General features: G+C 71.1%; 23 protein-coding genes and 1 pseudogene. 12 read left to right on the forward strand and 12 right to left on the reverse strand.

Annotated elements, in window-relative coordinates:
- Positions 1-8: 8 nt before the first annotated feature.
- The gene (locus tag AC1DWC_RS08405) at positions 9-1,418 is read left to right on the forward strand and encodes an LCP family protein (protein WP_477907100.1); all 1,410 of its coding nucleotides are present in this window, start codon (positions 9-11) and stop codon (positions 1,416-1,418) included.
- A 16-nt stretch (positions 1,419-1,434) separates the two neighbouring features.
- Here the strand turns inward: AC1DWC_RS08405 and AC1DWC_RS08410 are convergent, their stop codons facing one another.
- Positions 1,435-1,851, reverse strand: a complete 417-nt coding sequence (locus AC1DWC_RS08410) for an LLM class flavin-dependent oxidoreductase (protein WP_477907102.1) — start codon at positions 1,849-1,851, stop codon at positions 1,435-1,437.
- Between the two features lie 209 nt (positions 1,852-2,060).
- Between AC1DWC_RS08410 and AC1DWC_RS08415 the strand changes: the two genes are divergently transcribed.
- A complete protein-coding gene (locus tag AC1DWC_RS08415; protein ID WP_477907103.1) occupies positions 2,061-2,603 on the forward strand; it encodes a ferritin in 543 nt (180 codons plus the stop codon).
- A gap of 162 nt (positions 2,604-2,765) precedes the next feature.
- A complete protein-coding gene (locus tag AC1DWC_RS08420) occupies positions 2,766-3,314 on the forward strand; it encodes a ferritin (RefSeq protein WP_072844384.1) in 549 nt (182 codons plus the stop codon).
- Here the strand turns inward: AC1DWC_RS08420 and pdxR are convergent.
- On the reverse strand, positions 3,311-4,768 hold the full coding sequence (pdxR, locus tag AC1DWC_RS08425; RefSeq protein WP_477907106.1) for a MocR-like pyridoxine biosynthesis transcription factor PdxR: 1,458 nt from the start codon (positions 4,766-4,768) through the stop codon (positions 3,311-3,313). The two genes, AC1DWC_RS08420 and pdxR, sit on opposite strands and share 4 nt — an antisense overlap.
- Before the next feature lie 50 nt (positions 4,769-4,818).
- On the opposite strand from pdxR, the gene AC1DWC_RS08430 reads away from it, so the two are divergent.
- Positions 4,819-5,277 carry a carboxymuconolactone decarboxylase family protein gene (locus AC1DWC_RS08430; RefSeq protein ID WP_477907108.1) on the forward strand — a complete coding sequence of 153 codons (459 nt, stop codon included), beginning with the start codon at positions 4,819-4,821 and terminating at the stop codon, positions 5,275-5,277.
- Positions 5,278-5,366: 89 nt separating this feature from the next.
- On the opposite strand, the gene AC1DWC_RS08435 is transcribed toward AC1DWC_RS08430, so the two are convergent.
- Genes AC1DWC_RS08435 through AC1DWC_RS08450 form a run of 4 tightly spaced genes read right to left on the reverse strand, consistent with a single transcriptional unit; the run spans position 5,367 to position 8,421 of the window.
- Positions 5,367-6,281, reverse strand: coding sequence for a DUF5926 family protein (locus AC1DWC_RS08435; RefSeq protein WP_477907109.1), 915 nt, complete (start codon positions 6,279-6,281; stop codon positions 5,367-5,369).
- Between the two features lie 23 nt (positions 6,282-6,304).
- Positions 6,305-7,069, reverse strand: coding sequence for a glycerophosphodiester phosphodiesterase (locus tag AC1DWC_RS08440; protein ID WP_477844043.1), 765 nt, complete (start codon positions 7,067-7,069; stop codon positions 6,305-6,307).
- Positions 7,066-8,076: a DUF4328 domain-containing protein gene (locus AC1DWC_RS08445; protein WP_477907111.1), complete on the reverse strand. Its 1,011-nt coding sequence runs from the start codon at positions 8,074-8,076 to the stop codon at positions 7,066-7,068. Before AC1DWC_RS08445 ends, AC1DWC_RS08440 begins: the two co-directional genes overlap by 4 nt.
- Positions 8,077-8,421 carry a rhodanese-like domain-containing protein gene (locus tag AC1DWC_RS08450; protein WP_477907113.1) on the reverse strand — a complete coding sequence of 115 codons (345 nt, stop codon included), beginning with the start codon at positions 8,419-8,421 and terminating at the stop codon, positions 8,077-8,079.
- Positions 8,422-8,662: 241 nt separating this feature from the next.
- On the opposite strand from AC1DWC_RS08450, the gene AC1DWC_RS08455 reads away from it, so the two are divergent.
- The gene (locus AC1DWC_RS08455) at positions 8,663-9,592 is read left to right on the forward strand and encodes an LLM class F420-dependent oxidoreductase (protein ID WP_477907115.1); all 930 of its coding nucleotides are present in this window, start codon (positions 8,663-8,665) and stop codon (positions 9,590-9,592) included.
- 36 nt (positions 9,593-9,628) lie between these two features.
- On the opposite strand, the gene AC1DWC_RS08460 is transcribed toward AC1DWC_RS08455, so the two are convergent.
- The 3 genes from AC1DWC_RS08460 to AC1DWC_RS08470 form a co-directional block, all read right to left on the reverse strand.
- Positions 9,629-10,225, reverse strand: a complete 597-nt coding sequence (locus AC1DWC_RS08460) for an Rv1733c family protein (RefSeq protein WP_477907117.1) — start codon at positions 10,223-10,225, stop codon at positions 9,629-9,631.
- A gap of 144 nt (positions 10,226-10,369) precedes the next feature.
- Positions 10,370-11,080 (reverse strand): peptide-methionine (S)-S-oxide reductase MsrA, encoded by a 711-nt coding sequence (gene msrA, locus AC1DWC_RS08465; RefSeq protein ID WP_477907119.1) that lies wholly within the window; start codon positions 11,078-11,080, stop codon positions 10,370-10,372.
- Entirely contained in the window at positions 11,029-12,246 is a 1,218-nt protein-coding gene (locus tag AC1DWC_RS08470; protein ID WP_477907166.1) for an acyltransferase family protein, read from the reverse strand. The genes msrA and AC1DWC_RS08470 overlap by 52 nt, the downstream gene beginning before the upstream one ends.
- 258 nt (positions 12,247-12,504) lie before the next feature.
- Between AC1DWC_RS08470 and AC1DWC_RS08475 the strand changes: the two genes are divergently transcribed.
- The 4 genes from AC1DWC_RS08475 (at position 12,505) to AC1DWC_RS08490 (ending at position 15,693) form a co-directional block, all read left to right on the forward strand.
- The gene (locus tag AC1DWC_RS08475; RefSeq protein ID WP_477907121.1) at positions 12,505-13,128 is read left to right on the forward strand and encodes a superoxide dismutase; all 624 of its coding nucleotides are present in this window, start codon (positions 12,505-12,507) and stop codon (positions 13,126-13,128) included.
- 101 nt (positions 13,129-13,229) lie between these two features.
- Entirely contained in the window at positions 13,230-14,087 is an 858-nt protein-coding gene (locus AC1DWC_RS08480) for an SMP-30/gluconolactonase/LRE family protein (protein ID WP_477907124.1), read from the forward strand.
- A 107-nt stretch (positions 14,088-14,194) separates the two neighbouring features.
- Complete coding sequence (locus AC1DWC_RS08485; RefSeq protein WP_477907126.1) at positions 14,195-14,722, forward strand: peptidase; 528 nt, start codon at positions 14,195-14,197, stop codon at positions 14,720-14,722.
- 266 nt (positions 14,723-14,988) lie between these two features.
- Positions 14,989-15,693: a TMEM165/GDT1 family protein gene (locus AC1DWC_RS08490; RefSeq protein ID WP_477907128.1), complete on the forward strand. Its 705-nt coding sequence runs from the start codon at positions 14,989-14,991 to the stop codon at positions 15,691-15,693.
- A 59-nt stretch (positions 15,694-15,752) separates the two neighbouring features.
- Here the strand turns inward: AC1DWC_RS08490 and AC1DWC_RS08495 are convergent, their stop codons facing one another.
- Together AC1DWC_RS08495 and AC1DWC_RS08500 are read right to left on the reverse strand one after the other, a co-directional pair.
- A complete protein-coding gene (locus AC1DWC_RS08495; protein WP_477907130.1) occupies positions 15,753-16,448 on the reverse strand; it encodes a hypothetical protein in 696 nt (231 codons plus the stop codon).
- A gap of 338 nt (positions 16,449-16,786) precedes the next feature.
- On the reverse strand, positions 16,787-17,536 hold the full coding sequence (locus tag AC1DWC_RS08500) for a hypothetical protein (RefSeq protein WP_477907132.1): 750 nt from the start codon (positions 17,534-17,536) through the stop codon (positions 16,787-16,789).
- Between the two features lie 735 nt (positions 17,537-18,271).
- Here AC1DWC_RS08500 and AC1DWC_RS08505 point away from each other — a divergent pair.
- The gene (locus AC1DWC_RS08505; protein WP_477907133.1) at positions 18,272-18,712 is read left to right on the forward strand and encodes a PPOX class F420-dependent oxidoreductase; all 441 of its coding nucleotides are present in this window, start codon (positions 18,272-18,274) and stop codon (positions 18,710-18,712) included.
- Between the two features lie 7 nt (positions 18,713-18,719).
- Positions 18,720-19,073 (forward strand): TraR/DksA family transcriptional regulator, encoded by a 354-nt coding sequence (locus tag AC1DWC_RS08510; protein ID WP_477907135.1) that lies wholly within the window; start codon positions 18,720-18,722, stop codon positions 19,071-19,073.
- A gap of 77 nt (positions 19,074-19,150) precedes the next feature.
- Here the strand turns inward: AC1DWC_RS08510 and AC1DWC_RS08515 are convergent, their stop codons facing one another.
- The gene (locus AC1DWC_RS08515; protein WP_477907137.1) at positions 19,151-19,645 is read right to left on the reverse strand and encodes a MarR family winged helix-turn-helix transcriptional regulator; all 495 of its coding nucleotides are present in this window, start codon (positions 19,643-19,645) and stop codon (positions 19,151-19,153) included.
- A 73-nt stretch (positions 19,646-19,718) separates the two neighbouring features.
- Between AC1DWC_RS08515 and AC1DWC_RS08520 the strand changes: the two are divergent.
- Positions 19,719-20,364 (forward strand): annotated as a pseudogene (locus AC1DWC_RS08520) (FUSC family protein); the annotation flags it as partial.

A 20,364-nucleotide genomic window follows, 5' to 3' on the forward strand; every position in this document is an offset into this window, starting at 1 on the left:
CGTTTCACGTGAACGGCGACCGTCCCCAGCAGCGAGACCCCCGCGACCCCCACGCGGGTCGCGCTGGAGCCCCGCGCCCGCAGGTGCCGCCGAACCAGCCGCCGCGCCGAAACCCGCCGCCGAACTACCCGCCGCCCCGTCCCCAACCGCCGTACCGCGGCGCCCCGGCCGACCCTGGACCCGAGGGCACCCAGGTGATCCGGCGCGATGGCCGCGCGCAGCCCCCGCAGGCCTGGTCACAGCCGCCGGCCGGCGGTCGCCCGGCGGGCCCGCCGCAGCAGCAGACCCACGCCTACCGACCGGCCGCCGGGTCGGCGTACGCCCCGACGCAGACGCCGCAGCGCCACCCCGGCGCGTCCGGGCAGCCGGGTCGCCCCGGCACCCCGGTACCACCACCCCCGCGTCGCGACCAGCCCGCGCCGCCGGCCCCGCCGCAGCGGCCGCAGAACCCCGCGCGGGCCCGCCGGCGGCCGCCGCAGTGGGGGCGCCGCATCGGCCTCGTCCTGCTGGCCCTGGTGGTGCTCGTCGGCGGTTCCGTGCTCTACCTCGACCGCGGGCTGAACCGGATCGACGCACTCGCCGGCTACCCGGGTCGGATCGCCGACACCCCGGGCACCAACTGGCTGCTCGTCGGCTCCGACAGCCGCGAGGGGCTCACCGCCGACCAGGACCGCGAACTGACCGCGGGGGGTGACATTGCGGGCAAGCGCACCGACACGATCATCGTCGTGCACGTCCCCGAGAGCGGGGCCGCCACGATGGTGTCCATTCCGCGCGACTCGTACGTGAGCGTCCCGGGCATGGGCAAGGAGAAGATCAACGCCGCCTTCAACAACGGCGGACCGCAACTGCTGGTCCAGACCGTCGAGGAGGCCACCGGGCTGCGGATGGACCACTACGCGGAGATCGGCTTCGGCGGATTCGCCGACATCGTCGACGCCCTCGGCGGGGTGAACCTGTGCGTGCCGTACCCGATCGACGACCCGCTCGCCGGGATCAACCTGCAGGCCGGCTGCCAGGACCTCACCGGCGCCCAGGCGCTCGGCTTCGTGCGCAGCCGCGCGACGGCCCTCGCCGACCTGGACCGGATGAACAACCAGCGGCTGTTCATGGCCGCCCTGCTGAAAAAGGCCACCGGCCTGACCACCCTGCTCAACCCGCTGCGGATCTGGCCGCTGGTCACCGAGACGGCCGGCTCGCTGCAGGTCGACGAGGGCGACCACCTGTGGAACCTGGGCGGCCTGGCCTGGGCGATGCGCGGCGACCTGGTCACCACCACCGTTCCGGTCGGCGGGTTCGAGGACGTCGACGGCTCCGGAAACGTGCTGCTGTGGGACCGCGCGCGGGCGTCGCAGTTCTTCGAGGCCCTCGCGAACGACCAGCCGGTCCCGCCCGAACTGCTGACGTCGGGCCCCTGAGGTCGTTGGCCGCGTGTCAGGGTGCGAGGTGTTCGGCAGCGAACGCCCGCACCGCGTCCTGTTTCGCCTCGAGCGGGCAGTCCATCGGCAGCCCGCGCATCGCCCACGGCACGACGGTCACGTCGGTGACGCCGACGGCCGCCAGCTCGGCGTAGCCGTGCGTGGCGACCCCGGACGCCTGGACCTCGAACGGCCGGTCCGCGGTACCGAACTCGGCGCGCAGCTCGCCGAGCCGCACGATCGTGGCGGCGAGTTCCTCGAACGGCATGAGAGCCGAGGTCCAGCCGTCGCCGACGCGCGCCGCCCGGGCCAGCGCGGGCGCGGAGTGCCCGCCGACGTACAGCGGTACCCGGCGCCCGGGCGCCGGGCTGATCTGCAGCCGGTCGAAGTCGAAGAACTCGCCGTGGTGCTCGACCATCCCGCCGGCGAGCACCTCGCTCAGTCCAGCGGGATCATGGCCACGGCCAGTGAGAACTTCATGACCCCAGACTGGGTGCCGGCCCGCGGCCCATCCCGCGCCCGTCCCACCCACCGGAACCGCGATCGCGGCGCCGGTCGCCCCTCGGCCGGGACGCGGTGGCGTGCACCGCCTTCCGCGACCGGTCCACCGACGGGCGGCCGTCCGGCGGTAATCTGTGCGCCATGACCACCCGAGAGCGCAGCGAATTCCACGATCTCCTCCGCGAACAGATTCGCAACGAATTCACGGCCTCGCAGCAGTACGTAGCGGTCGCGGTGTACTTCGACGGAAATGACCTCCCTCAGCTCGCCGGGCGCTTCTACAAGCAGGCGACCGAAGAACGCAACCACGCGATGATGATGATCCAGTACCTCCTCGACAACGACCTCGAGATCAAGATCCCCGGGATCGACGAGGTGATCACCGAATTCGGCTCGGTCCGGGAGCCGGTCGAGCTCGCGCTGAACCAGGAGCGTGGCGTCACCGACCAGGTCACCAAGCTCGCGCGCACCGCCCGCGACACCGGCGACTACCTCGGCGAACAGTTCATGCAGTGGTTCCTCAAGGAGCAGGTCGAGGAGGTCGCCTCGATGACCACCCTGCTCGCCATCGTCGACCGGGCGGGCGACAACCTGTTCAACGTCGAGGAATTCGTCGCCCGCGAGATGAACTCGACCCCGCCGAAGGACGGCATGTCACCTCGGCCCGCCGGCGGCGGCATCTGACCCCTCGCGAAGTCGAGGCGACAGCGGCCTGACCAGGCGACGTCATTCGAATCGCCCACAATAAGGCTCACATAATTAAGGACGAACTTAATTAGGGAATACTTCCCTCAATAAGGTTCGACTTGGATGACACTTTGCCCTGACCAGCTATATCGTCGCCCGATGGCGAATTCCACAGAGACTGACAGGTCCAAGTTCCACGCGTTGCTCCACGACCAGATTCGCAACGAATTCAACGCGTCGCACCAGTACATCGCGACCGCGGTCTACTACGACAATTCGGATCTGCCTCAGCTCGCCAAGCATTTCTACTCGCAGGCGGTGGAGGAACGCAATCACGCGATGATGATCGTCCAGTACTTCCTGGACCGGGAAATCACGGTGGAAATGACGGGCGTCGACAACGCCAAGTCGCGGTTCGCGGACACCCGCGAGCCGATCGCGCTGGCCCTGCAGCAGGAGCGGGCGGTCACCGAGCAGATCATCCAGCTCGCGAGCACCGCCCGCGAGGAGGGCGACTACCTCGGCGAGCAGTTCATGCAGTGGTTCCTCAAGGAGCAGGTCGAGGAGGTCGCCTCGATGACCACCCTGCTCGCCATCGCGGACCGCGCCGGGAGCAACCTGTTCGACCTCGAGAACTTCGTCGCCCGCGAGATGAGCAGCCCGAAGGACGCGGCCGGCGCGCCGTCCGCCGCCGGCGGCACGATCTAGACCTCGCCCCCGCCCGGACCGGGCTCGAACTGGACCCCGGCCGTCGCCAGCACCCGGCACAGCACCTCGAGGGCGCCGGCGAAGGCGTTCTCCGGCGACGCGCCGTAGCCGACCACCACCCCGTCCCGCGGCGGGGTGGTGGCGTCCGGGTGCCGCAGTTGCGACAGTGGCCCCAACGCGAGGCCCGCCGCGGCCGCGGCCGCCAGCACGCGCCGCTCACTGCCCGGCGGCAGGTCGACGACGGCGTGCAACCCGGCCGCGATGCCCGAGAGCCGCACCGCCGGCGCCCGTTCCGCGAGCATCGCCACCAGTCGGTCGCGGCGACCGCGATAGCGTGCCCGCATCAGTCGGACCTGCCGGTCGTAGGAGCCGCTCGCCAGGAAGTCGGCGAGCGCCAACTGGTCCGGCACGCTCACCCACCGCTCCCAGACGCCCTTGGCCTCGACCACCCGGTCCACGAGCCGGTCGGGCAGCACCATCCAGCCCAGCCGCAACGCCGGCGACAGGCTCTTGCTGACCGAACCGAGGTACGCCACCCGGTCGGGGTCGAGATCCTGCATCGCACCCACCGGCTGCCGGTCGTACCGGAACTCCCCGTCGTAGTCGTCCTCGAGCACCAGTCCATCGACGGTGCGCGCCCAGTCCATCACCGCCGCACGACGTTCCGGATGCAGCGGCCCGCCGATCGGGAACTGGTGGGCCGGCGTGAGCAGCACCGCGGCTGCCCCCGACGACACCAGTTCCCCGACCCTCGCCCCGTCCTCGTCCACCGTCAGCGGCACCGTGCGCAGGCCCGCCTCGGCGAGCAGGCCGCGGTGCACGTGCAGCCCGTACGACTCGACGGCGACCGTGCCCGACCCTGCCCGCACCACCGCGGGGGACCGGGCCAGCACGGACCCGATCAACGTCAGCGCGTGGGCGGTGCCCGCACACACGACTATCCGGTCGGGGTCTGCCCGCACCCCGCGTGCCCGGGACAGGTAGTCCGCCAAGGCAATTCGCAATTCCGGGCGGCCCCGGGGATCGCCCGGGCCGAATGCCTCGCTCGGCGCCGCGGTCAGCGCACGCCGGGTGGAGGCGATCCAGGCGGCGCGGGGAAACGAGGCGGGGTCCGGCGACCCCGGCATCAGGTTGTGCGCCGGCGACGGCGCCGCGACAGGTCGGCGAGGTCCCCCGGCCGTCGCGCTGACCGCGCGCGGTGCGACCCGGGTGCCCGAGCCCTGCCGGGCGGTGAGCCAGCCCTCGGCGACGAGTTCCGTGTACGCGTCCGCCACCGTGTTACGGGCGACCCCGAGGTCCGCGGCCAGGGCTCGCGACGGTGGCAGCGCGGCTCCCGGAGCCAGTCGGCCCGACCTGATGCCCTCGCGGAGGGCGGCGGTCAGCGCGGACCGCACGCCGCCCCGGCCGCGGAGGTCCAGATGCAGGTCCAGCCCGGAATTGGCCCACGAGTTCACTCCCAGATTGAACCATTCTGACGGACCATTCCGCGCCTACAGTCGAATCCATGACCACACCCGAGCACCCGCAGCGAGTCAACTTCTTCAAGAACGCCCCCGAGGTCTACCAGGCGATGATCGCCCTGGACGCCGCGGCCAGGAAGGGCCTCGACCCGGTCCTCGCCGAGCTGGTGGTCACCCGCGCCTCCCAGATCAACCACTGCGCGTGGTGCATCGACATGCACACCGCGGACGCCCGGAAGGTCGGCGTCAGCGAGCAGAAGCTCTACCTCCTCAACGCGTGGGAGGAGATGCCGGGCCTGTACACGGAGCAGGAGCGGGCCGCGCTCGCCCTGACCGAGGCCGTGACGGTACTGACGGACGGCTTCGTGCCCGACGACGTCTACAACCGGGCCGCGGCGCACTTCGACGACGCTGAGCTCGCCCAGCTGATCGGCCTGATCCTCTCCATCAACGCCTGGAACCGGATCGCGGTCACCACCCGGCGCACGCCCCCGATCCGCTGAGGGCGGTCGGACGCCACCGTGCGGAAAGCACGACGGGCGCCGCGCGTCGGAGGACGTAGCGGCGCCCGTCGGGCTTTCGTGGTGTCGGGTCAGCGGAGCGTGATCTGGCGACCGCGCAGGCCGTCGCGACTGCGCCGCTCCTCCGAGGTCAGCGGGGCGTCGACGGCCAGCGCCTGCGCGAGGCGGTCGCCGAGTTCCGCGGTGGCCGGGGCCCATTCCTGGGCGTGCTTCTCGCGGTCGAGGTCGAACACCGGCACCAGCAGGCCGTGCGTCCGGAACGAACCCGCGTAGCGCGAGCCCTCACCGAGGTGCAGTCCGCCGGACGCGTGCACCCGGGCCAGCGCCAGCATCAGCTGGTCCTCGTCCTCGGGGCGCACCCAGCGCAGGTGGGCCTTCTCGCCGGCGTCGACCCACCAGGCCGCGACCACGCCGTCGGCGTCGAGACGCGCGGACGGCATGATCACCTCGTTGGCCCGCTCGACGGTCGCGGCGACCTCCGGTGCCGGCGTGACGCCCTCCGGGATCCACCAGTTGAAGTCCTGGTACACGGTGATGTCGAGGGCCGCGCCCGCATCGATCACGTCGGCCAGGCCCGGGCCGTCGGCGCCGACGGTCGCGGCGGTGAGCGACTCGCCGGGCGTGGCGGTGGCCGCCCACGACGCGGCGGCCACGAGGTCGGCCCCGAGGTCCGCGGAGTGCGCCTGCACCTGCATGCCGACGAAGCCGGTGGCGGAGTCCGTCTCGTCCCGGACCAGGGCTGCAACGGCGCCGGGCAGCACGGTCGCGACCACGACGGCGCGGTCGGCACCGGTCATCGGCAACGGCGCGGTCGCGGACGGGACGAACTCGCGCATCGCGACGAGATCGCACTCGGCGGCCAGGCCCTCGAACGGCCGGGACACCACTGTCGCCGCGGCGCTCTCCTGGGCGGCGCGCCGCTCGGCGAGCTTGGCCGCGCGGTTGCTGTCGGGCTTCGGACCACTGTTTCTTTTGCTCTTACCCACGTCCGGAAACCTACACGCCCGTGTTACCGCGCGAGCCACTCCTTGGTACGGCCCGGATGGTTGGTGGCGATCCAGCCGACCCCGAGGTCGCGGCACAATTCCACGTCCTCGCGCTCGTCGACGGTCCAGCAGTAGGTGGCCCGGCCCGACGCCGCGGCCCGGTCCACCAACTCGGGGTGTTCGCGCAGGGACTTGATCGACGGCCCGACGGCGGTGGCGCCGACGGTGGTCGCCGCGCCGCCGCCCAGGTAGCGCGACGACTCGCCGAGCAGCACCGTCGGCAGCAGCGGCGCCGCCCGCCGGACCCGCCACACCGCACTCGCCGAGAAGGACATCACCACGGCCCGCGAGTGGCTCGCCGACGCGGGCGCGGACAGCCCGAACCGGGACAGCTCGGCCAGCAGCTTGCTCTCCACCAGGCCCCCGTACCGGACCGGGTGCTTGGTCTCGATGAACAGCTTGGTCGGCCGGTCGCGGAAGTCGAGGACCAGGGTGATCAGCTCCGCGAGGGTCAGCAGCCCGGCGGGTTCGCCGTCGGTGCCGAAGTCCAGCGCGTTGAGGTGCTGCAGCGTCATCTCACTGACCAGCCCGGTGCCGGAGGAGGTGCGGTCCACCCGGCGGTCGTGCACGCACACGAGGTGGCCGTCCCGGGTGAGCCGGACGTCGCACTCGAGCCCGTCGGCGCCCTGTTCGAGGGCGAGTTCGTACGCGGCGAGGGTGTGCTCCGGCCGGGCGGCCGACGCGCCGCGGTGCGCGACGACGAGGGGGCCACGCCGGTCCGGGCTCACCGCGCGCCCGCTTCCGCCAGGACCGGTTCGGCCGCGACGGGTGGTGCATCGTCCGGCGCCGCGACACTCTCGGCCGGCGACGCCTCGGGCACCGCGACCACCCAGCGGGTCAGGGCCCGCGGCCGCCCGGTGAGACCGAGCCCGTCCACGCGGCGCATCACCGCCAGCGTCGCGACCGCGACCGCGACGGCCACCACGTCACCGAGTGCGGCCAGCAGCACCCCGTTGGCCTGCGCCTGCACGGAGTCGTGCGACCGCCACACCAGGTTCACCGCCAGCAGCACGCCACTGCTCGCCCACAGCCCCCACCACAGCCGAATCAGGTTCCGCGTCTTCGGGTTCCGGTCGGCGACCTCGTGCAGGTACACCCCGGGCAGCACCAGGTTCACCCCGGGCACCAGGCAGCCGGCGACTACCGCCGCGGGCCGACGCGGATCGCTCCGACCGGCCGCGGCGTAACCGGCGGCACGGGTCCGCAGCAACCACGCCACCGAGGCCGCGGCCGCGGCCAGCGCCAGCAGCGGCGCCATCACGCCGGCCGCGCCGACCAGTCCGTCCGACACCGCGAGGACGGTTGGGTCGATCAGGGTGGTCCGGTTGCGCAGCAGCAGGCCGTACCGGAAGAGCTCGGCCAGGGCGGCCACCGCGAACAGCACGGCGGCGGTGACGAGCAGCGTCGGGGCCAGGTCGGCCATCCGCTCCTGACGCCCGTACCCGGGCCCCTCGGGCTCGGCGGGCGGCGGGTCCAGCAGGCCCCACCGGGGCATCTCACGGTACGACGGCGGCGAGGGGTCGGCCGCCCCCTGCCCGGCCCCCGCCGCAAGTCGTCGGGCCGCGGCGCCGGGACGGCGGGCGACCCAGCGGAAGTTGCGCCGCGACGGCGGCTCGGGGCGGGCCGGGTCGGTCGGGGAGAGCAGCACCCCGTGGCAACGCGGGCACCACTGCGACGGCCGGCCGGCCACCGGCCATCGGGCAGCGCACCGGACACAGACCTGGACGGCGCTCATCTAGTAGATCTTCGCCGAGCGGCCGTCGTCCGCGGTCAGCGGCCGCCCGGTGTGCTGCCAGGCGACCATCCCGCCGGAGACGTTCACGGCGTCGTAGCCGATCTGGTTGAGGTACGTGACCACCTGGATCGACCGTCCGCCCTGCCGGCACACCACGTACACCTCGGCGTCGATGTCGATCTCGTCCAGCCGGGCAGGGACGTCGAGCATCGGGATGTGCAACGCGCCGGGCGCATGACCGTCCGCCCACTCGTAGTCCTCGCGCACGTCCAACAGGACCGCGACGTCGTACGGATCCGCGGGCACCTCGCCCACCTCGACAGAGGGCACGTCACCAAAGCTCACGTGGTCGATCTTGTCACGTTCGCGGCGGCCGCGGCGGCCGACTCCGAGAAGGTTGTGCACACCCTGGGGATCAACCCCGGACGGCGATATCCACAGGGCCTACCACGGCATTTAGTCAAAATGTGACTCAGGACACAAGTTGTCCACCGAGTTATCCACAGTTTCCACAGGCTTGTCCACAGATAGTGCACAACCCTACGAAAATGGGTGGGGACCACCGGCGTACGGCACCCTGTACGGCATGGAGCTGAGAATCTTCACCGAACCACAGCAGGGCGCCACCTACGAGCAGTTGCTGCGGGTCGCGCAGGCGGCCGAACAGCTCGGGTACGGGGCGTTCTTCCGGTCCGACCACTACCTGGCGATGAACGTCGACGGCCTGCCCGGGCCCACCGACGCCTGGATCACCCTCGCCGGGCTCGCCCGCGAGACCTCGACCATCCGGCTCGGCACACTCGTCACCTCCGCCACCTTCCGGCACCCGGGTCCGCTGGCGGTGTCCGTCGCACAGGTCGACGCGATGAGCGGCGGCCGCGTCGAGTTCGGTCTCGGCGCCGGCTGGTACGAGGAGGAACACCTCGCCTACGGCATCCCGTTCCCCGGCGTGAAGGAACGCTTCGACAAGCTCGAGGAGACCCTCGCCGTGGTCACCGGCATGTGGCGCACGCCGGTCGGCGAGAAGTTCTCCTACGACGGCGCGCACCACCGCATCCTGGACTCGCCCGCCCTGCCCAAGCCGCACCACCCCGGGGGGCCGCCGATCGTGATGGGCGGCCTCGGCAAGAGGCGCACCCCCGCGCTGGCCGCGCGCTACGCCGACGAGTTCAACCTGCCGTTCGCCTCGGTGGAGGACTCCGCGACCCAGTTCGAGCGGGTGCGTCAGGCCTGCCGTGCCGTCGAACGCGACCCGGCCGGCCTGGTCTACTCCAACGCCCTGGTGCTGTGCTGCGGCCGCACCGAGGCGGAGGTCACCGCACGGGCCGGGCGGATCGGACGCGAGGTGGCCGAGCTGCGCGAGAACGGGGCCGCCGGCTCGCCCGCAGAACTCGTCGACAAGATCGGCCGGTACGGCGAGCTCGGCGCGACCCGCATCTATCTGCAGACCCTCGACCTCGACGACCTGGACCACCTGGAGCTGGTGGCCACCGAGGTGCTTCCCCAGCTGCGCTGAACTCCGGGCGCCCCCGCCAGTCGGTCGGCGGGGGCGTCAGTGGGCGGGGGCGTCGCCCAGGAAGAGCGCCAGTTGCCGGGTCCACTGCAGGTCGCGGCGGCGGTTCAGCATGCCGTTCCCGATCGCCACGCCGGCCCCGGCCAGCAGCATCACCATCACCCAGCTGAACACCGCGACGGTCACCGCGGAGATGGCGGCACCGGCCTCGGTGACCGGCTCCGCCGCCCGTGCGCCCGACCGGTCGACCCAGATGTCGACCGGCGAGCCCGCGGGCGTGCCCGCGGGCACCGTGAGGTCGCCGCGATGCGTGCCCTCACGCCAGTCCCACGTCGCCGAGACGGTGCCGAGCGAGGCCGCGTCGAGGTCCGCGCCCGCCCGCCAGCCGGTCGCGTCCTCGAGGGTGGTGGCGGTGACCTGGCGCAGGTCGTGCGCCTGCTGCTGCGCCAACGCGCTCTGACTCTCGTCGGTTCGGACACCGAGCCACACGGCCACCGGGACCAGCACGATCCCCAGCATCACCAGTCCGACCGTGAGCGCCGCCTCGAGCCGGTCCGAGCGCCGGACCAACGAACCGGGTTCGCGCCGCAGCATGACCAGGGCCAATGACAGCCTCCCGTGCACCACCTGCGACATCCGACCCGGCCCTCACCTCTGGACACTGCCCCGACGGGGACTCCTGTCGTCCACAGTCGTACGTGGTGAGACCAAGATCAAGTACCTGCGGGCACCGTCACATTTCATGCGGAGTCGGAACGGATCGAGTATGTCGGGCTCAGGTCACTGCGGCGGCAGGATGTCCGTCTGCGCCGGCACCTCGTCCTGGGGCAGCAACCCGACCGGGCAGCTGACGCCCGTCGCATGGACGGGGCAGTAGCCGCCGGGGTTCTTTCCCAGATACTGCTGGTGATAGCCCTCGGCGTAGTAGAACGTGCCGAGCGGCGCGATCTCCGTGGTGATCGCCCGGTATCCCGCCTCGGACAGTCGCGCCCCGAAGACCTCGGCCGTCGCGCGCGCGGTCGACGCCTGCGACTCGTCGGCGGTGAAGATCGCCGACCGGTACTGGGTGCCCTGGTCGTTCCCCTGCCGCATGCCCTGGGTCGGGTCGTGATTCTCCCAGAAGTGCGCGAGCACCCCCGCGTAGGAGATCACCTTCGGGTCGAACACCACCAGCACCACCTCGGTGTGCCCGGTCCGCCCCGAGCAGACCTCCTCGTAGGTCGGGTTCGGCGTGTAACCGCCCGCGTACCCGACGGCGGTGCTGTACACCCCGGCGAGCTGCCAGAACTCCTTCTCCGCGCCCCAGAAGCAGCCCATCCCGACCACCGCGGTCTGCATGCCGGCCGGGAACGGGGGCACCAGCGGGTGACCGTTGACGAAGTGTGCGTCGGGTACCGGCATCGGATCCTGCCGACCGGGCAGCGCCTGGTCCGCGGAGATCAGGTGGGATTTTGCGGACGCGTGGCTGAGGATGTCGTCATACCAGGACATGCTGCGATATTACTCGCGGTCGGCCGGGCGTCCCCGGACGATTCGCCGCCGACGGACGACTCGAGGCCCGCCGACGGCTCGGGACCGGCCGCCGCGGCGGTCGCCGACCGCGGACCCCAGATCCGGGCGGCGAGGTCGCCCACCCAACGCCCGCCGGGCACCTCCACGAACCGGTACATCGCCTCGGATGCCAGTGCGGTCACCAGCAGGAACGCCAGCACCGCGCCGGTCTTGCCCACGTGCCCCACGGTGAGCTCGTAGACCCGGTACAGGATCAGGGTGTGCAGCAGGTAGATGGCGTAGCTGCGGGTGGCAACCCAGCGCACCACCGGCCACCGCCCCGCCGCCCCGTCGAACCGGGCCAGGGCCAGCACCGCGGCCGTGACCACCACGATCGTCCACAGGTAGCGGTCGCCCGACCAGTACACCCGGATGTCGGTGGCCAGGCGCACCACCTCGAACTGCGCGATCATCGCCACCACCACCCAGCGCCACGACGCCAGCCGCGCCCAGCCCAGATAGATGATCTGCCCGATGAACAGCGCAGGCAGGGTGGCCGCGACCTTGCCGAGCATCGGCACCGAGTACGGCTGCGGCACGAACTGGTTGTAGAGCAGGACCAGCGCGCAGAGCGCCGAGCCGAGGATCGGGACCGCGACGGGGACGGCGCGCAGCAGCGGTCGGGCGGCGGCGAGGTAGAGGTAGAAGATCACCTGCACCACCAGCGTCCAGACCACGCCCAGCACCGCGACCTCGGGCTTGAGGAAGAAGCCGCCGAGCACGAAGCTCAGTGCCACCTGCGAGTTGGTGACCGTGTCCTGGGGGCTGAACATGCCGTTGACGCCGAGCCGCACCAGCACCACCGCCAGCGCGATCGCGACCCACAGCCCGGGCAGCAGCCGACCGACCCGATTGAACAGGAAACGGCCGGGGGTCTGCCGGGCCGCCGAGGCCGTGAGCATCAGACCGGTCAGCATCATGAAGACCGCGACGCCCAGGAAGGACAGGTGCTGGTTGAGCCCGCCGTCGTCGACCAGGGTCTCGTAGACGACGTCGATCAGCCACCAGCCGGTGCCCAGGTCGTCGATGAGGTACAGCGAGATGTGCGAGTAGAGGACGGCGAGGACCGCCAGGGCCCGAAGAAGGTTTGCGCCCCCGAAGTTGATCCGCGAGGCCGGCGCGGGCGCCGTCGCGAGAACCTGTTGCTGTCGGGGCACCGCCAGAGTTTAAGGTTCCGTTCATCTCTTGGACGAATCCCGGACGATGTCTCCCGCGTCACTGACCGGCCCCGACGCCGCCGCACGGGTGCTCCCGACCGCGGGCGGCGGTTGCGGACGGTGTACGAATGGGATTGGGTTACAACCCAGAAGCACCAAAGCAAGGTACACACCGGGCGTTCGCGCGCCCGTAAGGAAGGGACCCCCGTGTCTGTCTACTCGCTGCCTGAACTGCCCTACGACTACGCGGCACTCGAGCCGCACATCTCCGCGAAGATCATGGAGCTGCACCACAGCAAGCATCACGCGGCCTACGTCGCCGGCGCCAACGCGGCCCTCGAGAAGCTGGCGGAGCTGCGCGCGTCCGACACGCTCGCGCCCGTCGTGAACCTGCACGAGAAGAACCTGGCGTTCCACCTCGGCGGCCACACCAACCACTCGGTGTTCTGGAACAACCTCTCCCCCGAGGGTGGCGACAAGCCGGAGGGCGAGCTGGCCGCCGCGATCGAGGACCAGTTCGGCAGCTTCGACGCGTTCCGCAGCCACTTCTCGGCCAACGCCAACGCCATCCAGGGCTCCGGCTGGTCCATCCTGGCCTGGGACTCCATCGCCCAGCGGCTGATCATCGTCCAGCTGTACGACCAGCAGGGCAACATCTCCATCGGCCTGACCCCGCTGCTCATGCTCGACATGTGGGAGCACGCCTTCTACCTCGACTACCAGAACGTCAAGGGCGACTACGTCAACGCCTTCTGGAACATCGTGAACTGGGCCGACGTGTCCGCGCGCTTCGACCGCGCCCGCACCCAGACCGCCGGTCTGATCGTCTAGTCACAGCCGTCACCGACTCCGCCGCGTCCCGCTCGTCCGGGTCGCGGCGGAGTCGTTTTCCGGTGGGGTCGTTTGACCGCCGTGGTCGTATTGTTGAGAGCGTGACTGTGACCGCGGACACACTCGTCGAAGGACTCACGTTCCCCGAGGGCGCGCGGTGGCACGAGGGCCACCTGTGGTTCTCCGACACCCACGCCGGCGAAGTGCTCGCGTACGACCCCGCCACCGGCGCCCTGAACACCGTGGCCGAGGTTCCCGGCCGCCCCGCGGGACTGGGATTCCTGCCCGACGGCCGCCTCCTGATCGCCTCCACCCGCGACCGGCTGGTGCTGTGCCGGGACCCCGGCGGCGCGCTGTCCGTCTACGCCGACCTCTCCGGCATCGCCGTCTGGCACCTCACCGACATGTGCGTGGACCGCCGCGGCCGCGCGTACGTGGGCAACAGCGGCGACGACAGCACTCCCCCGGCCCCGCCGCGGCCCGCCGACCTCGCGATGGTCGAGCCCGACGGCACCGTGCACGGGGTCGCCACCGACATGATGTTCGCCAGTGGCATGGTCGTGACCGCCGACGGCGGCACCCTGGTGGTCGCGGAGACCCGCTCGACACCGGGACGCCTGACCGCGTTCACCGTCGAACCCGACAGCAGCCTCGCCCAGCGCCGCGTGCTGGCCGAGTTCGAGACCGGCATCGCCCCCGAGGGGCTCGCCATCGACGCCGAGGACGGCATCTGGGTGGCGTCGCCGTCCGGGGGCGGCGAGGTGCTGCGGGTCGACGCGGCCGGGGTCGTCACCGACCGGCGGGTGGTGTTCGACTCCCACGCGGTGGCGCTCGGCGGCGCCGACGGCCGTGACCTGTTCGTATGCACCTGCGAGACCCCGATCCCGGAGGAGGCCGAGGCGGAGCGGTCCGGTGCGATCCGGCTGCTCCGGGTGGAGGTGCCGGCGACACAGTACTGACCGATCTCCCCGCCGCGGCGCCCGAGTTGTCTGGTTGCCGCGGTCGGCGCATCCTGGAAGTAGCCGGGCATGGCCCGGGTGCGCGATCCGGGATCGAGGGGGCGGGCATGAGCAGAAACGAGTACATCGGAGTCTCGCCCTTCCACTCCGCGGGTTCGTTGCGGGGGTTCGTCATCTCGGGCCGGTGGCCGGAGACCACCAAGGAGTGGGCGCAGCTGCTGGTGTTCACCGTGCGCATCGCGTCGGTGCCCGGATTACTTTCCACCTCAACGGTTTTCGGTGCCCACGAGGAGCTCCCAGAGAACCCGGCACCGGACATGGTCGGCCTGGTCGTCGCCGCGGGTCCGGTGATCGGCAAGTCCGCGGTCACGCCGGGCTGTTTCGCGGACCACCAGCCGCCGGCGTTGCTGATGCTGCACCCGCCGTCGGAGACGCTGCCGTCGCTGCCCGAGTGCGTGGGTGCGGCGTCGGGCTGCGTCCTGCTGCCGGGGCTGCCGTACCTGGGACTCGACCACCGGGCGGCCTGGGTGGAGGCCGAGCCCGACGGCACCGTGACCTCGATGGTCAGCCGGGTGAGCCTGGACCCGAACTGCGACCCCGACACCGCCGTTTTGGCGATGCTGCTCGCCGCCTGACCCCTCCCGGAAGTTCAAAGTTCGGCTCCCCAAACTTGTTGTGCGCTTTGTGGTTTCGCAGAGTCGCCGGTAGGCTCGACAGCAACGAAGGGGAGTAGCCCCCAATCGAGCAGTCGACATACTGGCAGGCGCCGAGCATCGGCCAATGCCCGGCTGCCCGAACCGGCACCGCCGGTGGGCGAGACCTTCGGCCGTCGACGCACCCGCGTCGGAGGCCGGAGGAAGGTCCCCAACATCCTCCGAATCGAACGAAACGGAGGATCCACGTGCTTGCCGCCCTGCTGCTGAGCTTCGGCGTCATCTTCGTCGCCGAGCTCGGCGACAAGTCCCAGCTGATGGCCATGGCGTTCGCCCTGCGCTACAGGTGGTGGGTCGTGATCGGCGCCATCACCGCCGCGACCACGGTGGTGCACCTGGTCTCGGTCGCCGTCGGCCACTACCTGGGCGCGGCCCTTCCGACGAACCTGATCAGCATCGTCGGCGGCATCGCGTTCGTGGGCTTCGCGGCATGGACGCTGCGCGGCGACAGCCTCACCGACGACGAGCAGAACAAGGCCGCACGGGTCGGCACGTCGGCGTTCCTCGCGGTCGCCTCCGCCTTCTTCCTCGCCGAACTCGGCGACAAGACGATGCTCGCGACCATCACCCTCGCGGCGGACAACGACTGGGTGGGCGTGTGGATCGGCTCGACGGTCGGCATGGTCGCCGCCGACGCCCTGGCGATCGTCGTCGGCGCCGTACTGGGCAAGCACCTGCCGGAGCGGTTCATCCAGCTCGCCGCCGCGACCCTGTTCCTGGTGTTCGGCGTCATGCTGCTGCTCGACGGCCTGTTCCCCGGTTCCCCGGTCGGCCCGATCGCCGCCGGCGTGATCCTCGCGGTCGCCGCGGCGGCGGGCGGGGTGCACTACGTGCGGTCCCGGCGGGCAGTCGCTGTACCCGCCGAGGGGACTCGCGAACCCCTCGACAGGTAGCGGGGTCAACGACGGGTCCGCCCGCCGCCGCGCCACCCGTGGGCGACGCGGCGCGACCGCTAACCCAAGCTGCCGAAACTGAGATCCACGGGGATGACCCGCGTGGTCCCCGTCGCCATCCACCCCTCCGACGCCGGGACGCCGGTGCCGGTGAAAGTGACCCCGCTGGTGCCGTCGGCGACGAGTTCGGTCGCCTTGTAGGAGGCACGGACCGTGACCTGGCCGGAGACGAAGCCTCCGCCGCTGCGCTCCCTTGTCGCGACGGTCCAGCCGCCGGCGGGCGCCGTGACCGTGACGTCGCCGGTGACGTGGTCCACCACCGCGGTCGAGTCCGGGCTCGTATAGATTGGCGCCTCCGGATAGAAGTTGGGCGTGTAGGAGTAGAGCGAAACTCCGACGAATTCGAAGCCCTTCGGGGCATGGAACGTAACGCTCGCCACCGCGGCATCGGGGAGGGAGGCCTGGGGTCCGGCGTCCCCGACGCGGAAAGTGGCACTCAGCCAGGCATTCTGACCCACCACCAACTCGTCGGTACCGGAGAAGCTCATTCTGAAGTCGCCGACCCGCTGCTCGGCGGCCCAGAACGTGTCCCTGTCGCAAGCAATGTCGCCGGGGCTGTAACGGTCACACGGCCGGACCCCGGTGCTGCCGGTGGACACCGCCCCTGCGCCTCCCACACCCACCGTCGCCCCACCCGCGACGATCGCGAGCGCCGCGAGCATCGATCCACCCGCACGCACAAGATGTCGACCCATTGACACGAACTCCCTCCGTGCCGGGGACCCGACGAACCCAGTGCCCGCCCTCACCCCGGCAGCCTGCCAAGACTAGGTGCGAAACAGGCTCACCACCGAGGAATCAGAAGACCGGTTTGCGCAGGTCACAGCGTTAAACACCACTCCGAACGGCCCGGCCCGGGCTGGCCTCGCCACCGTGTCGCCCATCGGCGACGTGCCGACGGTGGCCGCTGAGTGGAGCTGCACGAGACTCACGATCGCCGCCGTGGCGTGGTGCCTCCACTGGGCACGGTCCCTCGACACCGATGCCCTACCGGCCGAGGAGACTTGCGAGCCGCTCGACCGGTAGGCAGACGTCAGGAGCCGGTACTGCCCGTGCCACCGGAACCCGGGACGACTCGAGTCGTGCCCTCTGCCACCCATCCCTCGGACGCGGGGACGTGGGTGCCGGTGAAGGTGAATCCGCTCGAGTCGGCCACGAACCCGTCGGGAGCCTTGTAGGTGAACTCGAGCGCGACGCTCCCGCCCTCGAACCTGCCCCCGTTCCGACCCGGATTGAGCGCCCAACCACCGGCCGGTGCCGTGACGGTGACCTCCCCGCCATCGGGATCCACCGTCACCGTCGAGTCGAAGTTCACAGTCGGGCCGGGAGGCGTCTCTGTGGGCGTGTAGCCCGTCACCTTCACACTGACGAACTCGAATCCGCTCGGCACGTGATGAGTGACGCTCGTGACATCGACGTTCTCTGCCGGCGCGGTGACCTCGAACGCCGCTTCCTGTGCCACGACGACCGCAGTGAACGTGGTGGTGGCCCCCGGGTCCACTTCCTCGGGTCCGTAGTACACGCCGTGATAGTTGCCGAGCATCCCGTCGTCCCGGAAACCATTGCCGTAACACCCGCGGTCAGGGAACCCCCAGTCCATCGACGGCAGGCAGGGGCGAATCAGGTTCTGCAGGATCTCGTCCGCCCACCACGGCCCCTGATCCGAACTCCCGACGCCGACCACGGCGCCGGTCGCCGCACCGGTTCCGGCCACCACGCCACCCGCGACGATGCTCAGTGCCGCGAGTACCGCCCCACCCGCACGCACAAGATGTCGACCCATTGACACAAACTCCCTCCGTGCCGGGGACCCGACGAACCCAGTGCCCGCCCCGCCCCGACAGCCCGCCAAGACTAGGGGCGAAACCGACTCACCGCCGCGGAACAAGAAGAACAGTCTGCGCAGGTCACAGCGTTATACACCATACCGCCGGGGCTCTGGCCCGGGCACGCCTCGCCACCGTGCCGCCCACGCCGTCGCGCCCCCTACTGCCCGGTGACAGGATCGACCAACACGGTCGAGTCCAGGACACCATCGACCCCGGACCCACCGCCGCCGGCGGGTGACCGGCGACCTTTACACCCGCGAACTCGAGGCCTGCCGGAGGATGACGCTCGTGACATCCACGTTCACCCCTGTGCGGCGACGTCGGAGGTGATTCTCGAACCAGAACCACGCGCGACCAGTATCTGAACCTGCCAAACCCTCCGAAATCGGTTGCAACCCAGGCATTTCCCTTCGCCGCCCTGCCATCCGAATCCGGGACGGTGCTGGCGGTGAACGTGAGGCCGCTGAAGCCGTGACGACCCGCGTCGATCACCTTGTAGCGCGGCTTCCCTGGGGCATCCCAGTCGCAGGAGGCAACCTCCGCCCCCACGAACTCAAGACCTTCCGGCGCAAGGAGTTTGACCGTGCGGACCTCCACGTCAGGAATCGGACCTTCGGCTGGCCCTTTGGCGCAACGGACGCAACGGGGACACTGGAAGTGTCTCGACGACGCCCACGGGAGGGTTGGACATGCCCGAACCGATGCCCCCGGACCCGATCGCGGCCGCGAAGGTGGTGTTGCTGCAGACCCGCAAACGCGACGGCAGCTGGGTCGACACCCCGGTGAACATCGCGGTGGCCGGGTCCCGGGCCTATTTCCGAACGCCCGGCCGCTCGTCGAAGAACAAGCGGCTGCGTAACTTCCCCGACGTTCGTCTGCGGCCCTGCACGTGGTCGGGCAAGCCGACCGGACCGGAACCCGTCGCGGCCACCGCGCGGCTGCTGTCCGGAGCCGACGCCGCCGCCGCCGCGCGGGCGATCGACCACCGGTTCCCGGTCCTGCAGCGGGTTTTGGTGCGGGCAGCCCACAAGGTGTTGCGTACCCCGACCCTGCACTACGAACTGACCGGCTTCCGCGCACCCCGACAACCGTCGGGTACCTGGTATCGGAACCGTACGGTTCCATGTTGAACCAGGCATGACGCTTCCCGAATCAGGCACCGCCTCGCCGCGTCAGCGGATCGTTGCCGGCCGCGCCGAGACCGCGCACCGCATCGACTTCCTCGCCGCCCGGCTCGACGAGATCATCGAGGGCTCGCACCTGACCACCGACGACGACGAGCACGACCCGGAGGGCGCGACCATCGCGTTCGAACGCGCCCAGACCGCGTCGCTGCTCGCCGAGGCCCGCCGGGACCTCGACGAACTCGCCGACGCCGAGCGCCGCCTCGATGCGGGGACCTACGGCGTCTGCGAGAAGTGCGGCCACCCGATCAGTGACGAGCGACTGGACGCGTTACCCGCCGTGCGGCGCTGCATCGCCTGTGCGTGATCGGCCAATCCTGAGGTTCGATACCGGCAGCGGTGAACCCGAGCCCACCCGCCTGGATCGAACCGAAATTCGCCCGCTCAGCGGTCGGCGACGGCCGAGATCCGTCGCAGCAACGCCGAGAGTGTCTCGCGGTCGCCGTCGTCCAGCCCGGCGAGCAGCTGCCGGTCCAGTTCGAGGCGCCGCGGGAACTGCTCGTCCACCAGCGCGCGGCCGGCGTCGGTCAGCTCGAGCAGTACCACCCGGCCGTCGCGCTCGTACGGCCGGCGCCGCACCAGGCCCTGCGCGACCAACCGGTCGGCGTGCTTGGTGGTGGCGGCGCCGCTGACCATCGTCACCGCGGTGACCTCGCTGGCCCGCAGCGGCCGTCCGCTGCGGGCCAACGCCCCCAGCACGTCGAACTCCGCCCGCGTGACCCCGCTCGGCGCCAGCATGTGGTCGAGCCGGGCCAGCGCCTGCGCGCCGATCCGACTGATCCGGCCGATCACCTCGACCGGCGACAGGTCCGCGTCCGGGTACGCCCGGGCCCACTCGCCGCGGACGCGGTCCACGAAGTCGTCGTCGGTCGTACCCATGCGCACATCGTAGCGACGAGCCCAATTCTATTTCACACTTAATTTACCGGTGAAATATATGTACCCTGGGGAGGTGCCCGACTCCCCCACCACTCCCACCGCCCGACCCGGCCACCTGCGCCGGTCCGGCGACGCGCTGGCGCACGCGGTGTCCGCCGCCGCCTGGCGCGGCGCCCTCGAGGTCCGTCCCGCCGACGCCACCGTGGCTCCTGCCGTGCGGGTCGGGATCGCCGCCGCGGTGACGCTCGTCGCGGGCGGCCTCCTCGGCGAGCCCACACTGGCCGGGATCGCCGCCCTGGGAGCACTGACCTCGGCGTTCTCCCGGCACGAGCCGTACCCGAGGCTGGCCGCGAAGCTGTCCGTCGTCGGCGTCAGCCTGGTCTCGTTCGTCGCCCTCGGGGCGGTCGCCGGTGTCGTCGGCCTCGCCACGGGCTGGCAGATCGCGCTGCTGTCCGCGGCCGCGGGCCTGGCCTCGTTGGTCCTGGGCGCGTTCCGGATCACCGGCCCGGGCGCGGTCATCTTCGTCTTCGCCGCCATGGCCGCGGTCGGCTACACCCACACGGCCGCGGACATGGCGGCGATCACCGTCGCGGTCCTCGCCGGCGTCCTGGTGGGCTGGGCTGCCGCCCTGGCACCCGCGGCGTTCCTGCCGATGGGCGCCGCCCGCCTGGCGACGGCCCGGGCACTGGCCGCGGTGGCCCGGCTCGACGGCCCCGGAC

Source organism: Rhodococcus sp. P4_C10 (genome assembly GCF_056402135.1).

Excerpts from the sequence above, each read along its gene's own strand:
- AC1DWC_RS08415 (WP_477907103.1), top strand. The coding sequence starts at position 2,061 with ATGACCACCCGAGAGCGCAGCGAATTCCACGATCTCCTCCGCGAACAG.
- AC1DWC_RS08420 (WP_072844384.1), top strand. The coding sequence starts at position 2,766 with ATGGCGAATTCCACAGAGACTGACAGGTCCAAGTTCCACGCGTTGCTC.
- AC1DWC_RS08430 (WP_477907108.1), top strand. The coding sequence starts at position 4,819 with ATGACCACACCCGAGCACCCGCAGCGAGTCAACTTCTTCAAGAACGCC.
- AC1DWC_RS08445 (WP_477907111.1), bottom strand. The coding sequence starts at position 8,076 with ATGAGCGCCGTCCAGGTCTGTGTCCGGTGCGCTGCCCGATGGCCGGTG.
- AC1DWC_RS08455 (WP_477907115.1), top strand. The coding sequence starts at position 8,663 with ATGGAGCTGAGAATCTTCACCGAACCACAGCAGGGCGCCACCTACGAG.
- AC1DWC_RS08460 (WP_477907117.1), bottom strand. The coding sequence starts at position 10,225 with ATGTCGCAGGTGGTGCACGGGAGGCTGTCATTGGCCCTGGTCATGCTG.
- msrA (WP_477907119.1), bottom strand. The coding sequence starts at position 11,080 with ATGTCCTGGTATGACGACATCCTCAGCCACGCGTCCGCAAAATCCCAC.
- AC1DWC_RS08485 (WP_477907126.1), top strand. The coding sequence starts at position 14,195 with ATGAGCAGAAACGAGTACATCGGAGTCTCGCCCTTCCACTCCGCGGGT.
- AC1DWC_RS08495 (WP_477907130.1), bottom strand. The coding sequence starts at position 16,448 with ATGGGTCGACATCTTGTGCGTGCGGGTGGATCGATGCTCGCGGCGCTC.
- AC1DWC_RS08500 (WP_477907132.1), bottom strand. The coding sequence starts at position 17,536 with ATGGGTCGACATCTTGTGCGTGCGGGTGGGGCGGTACTCGCGGCACTG.
- AC1DWC_RS08505 (WP_477907133.1), top strand. The coding sequence starts at position 18,272 with ATGCCCGAACCGATGCCCCCGGACCCGATCGCGGCCGCGAAGGTGGTG.
- AC1DWC_RS08510 (WP_477907135.1), top strand. The coding sequence starts at position 18,720 with ATGACGCTTCCCGAATCAGGCACCGCCTCGCCGCGTCAGCGGATCGTT.
- AC1DWC_RS08515 (WP_477907137.1), bottom strand. The coding sequence starts at position 19,645 with ATGGGTACGACCGACGACGACTTCGTGGACCGCGTCCGCGGCGAGTGG.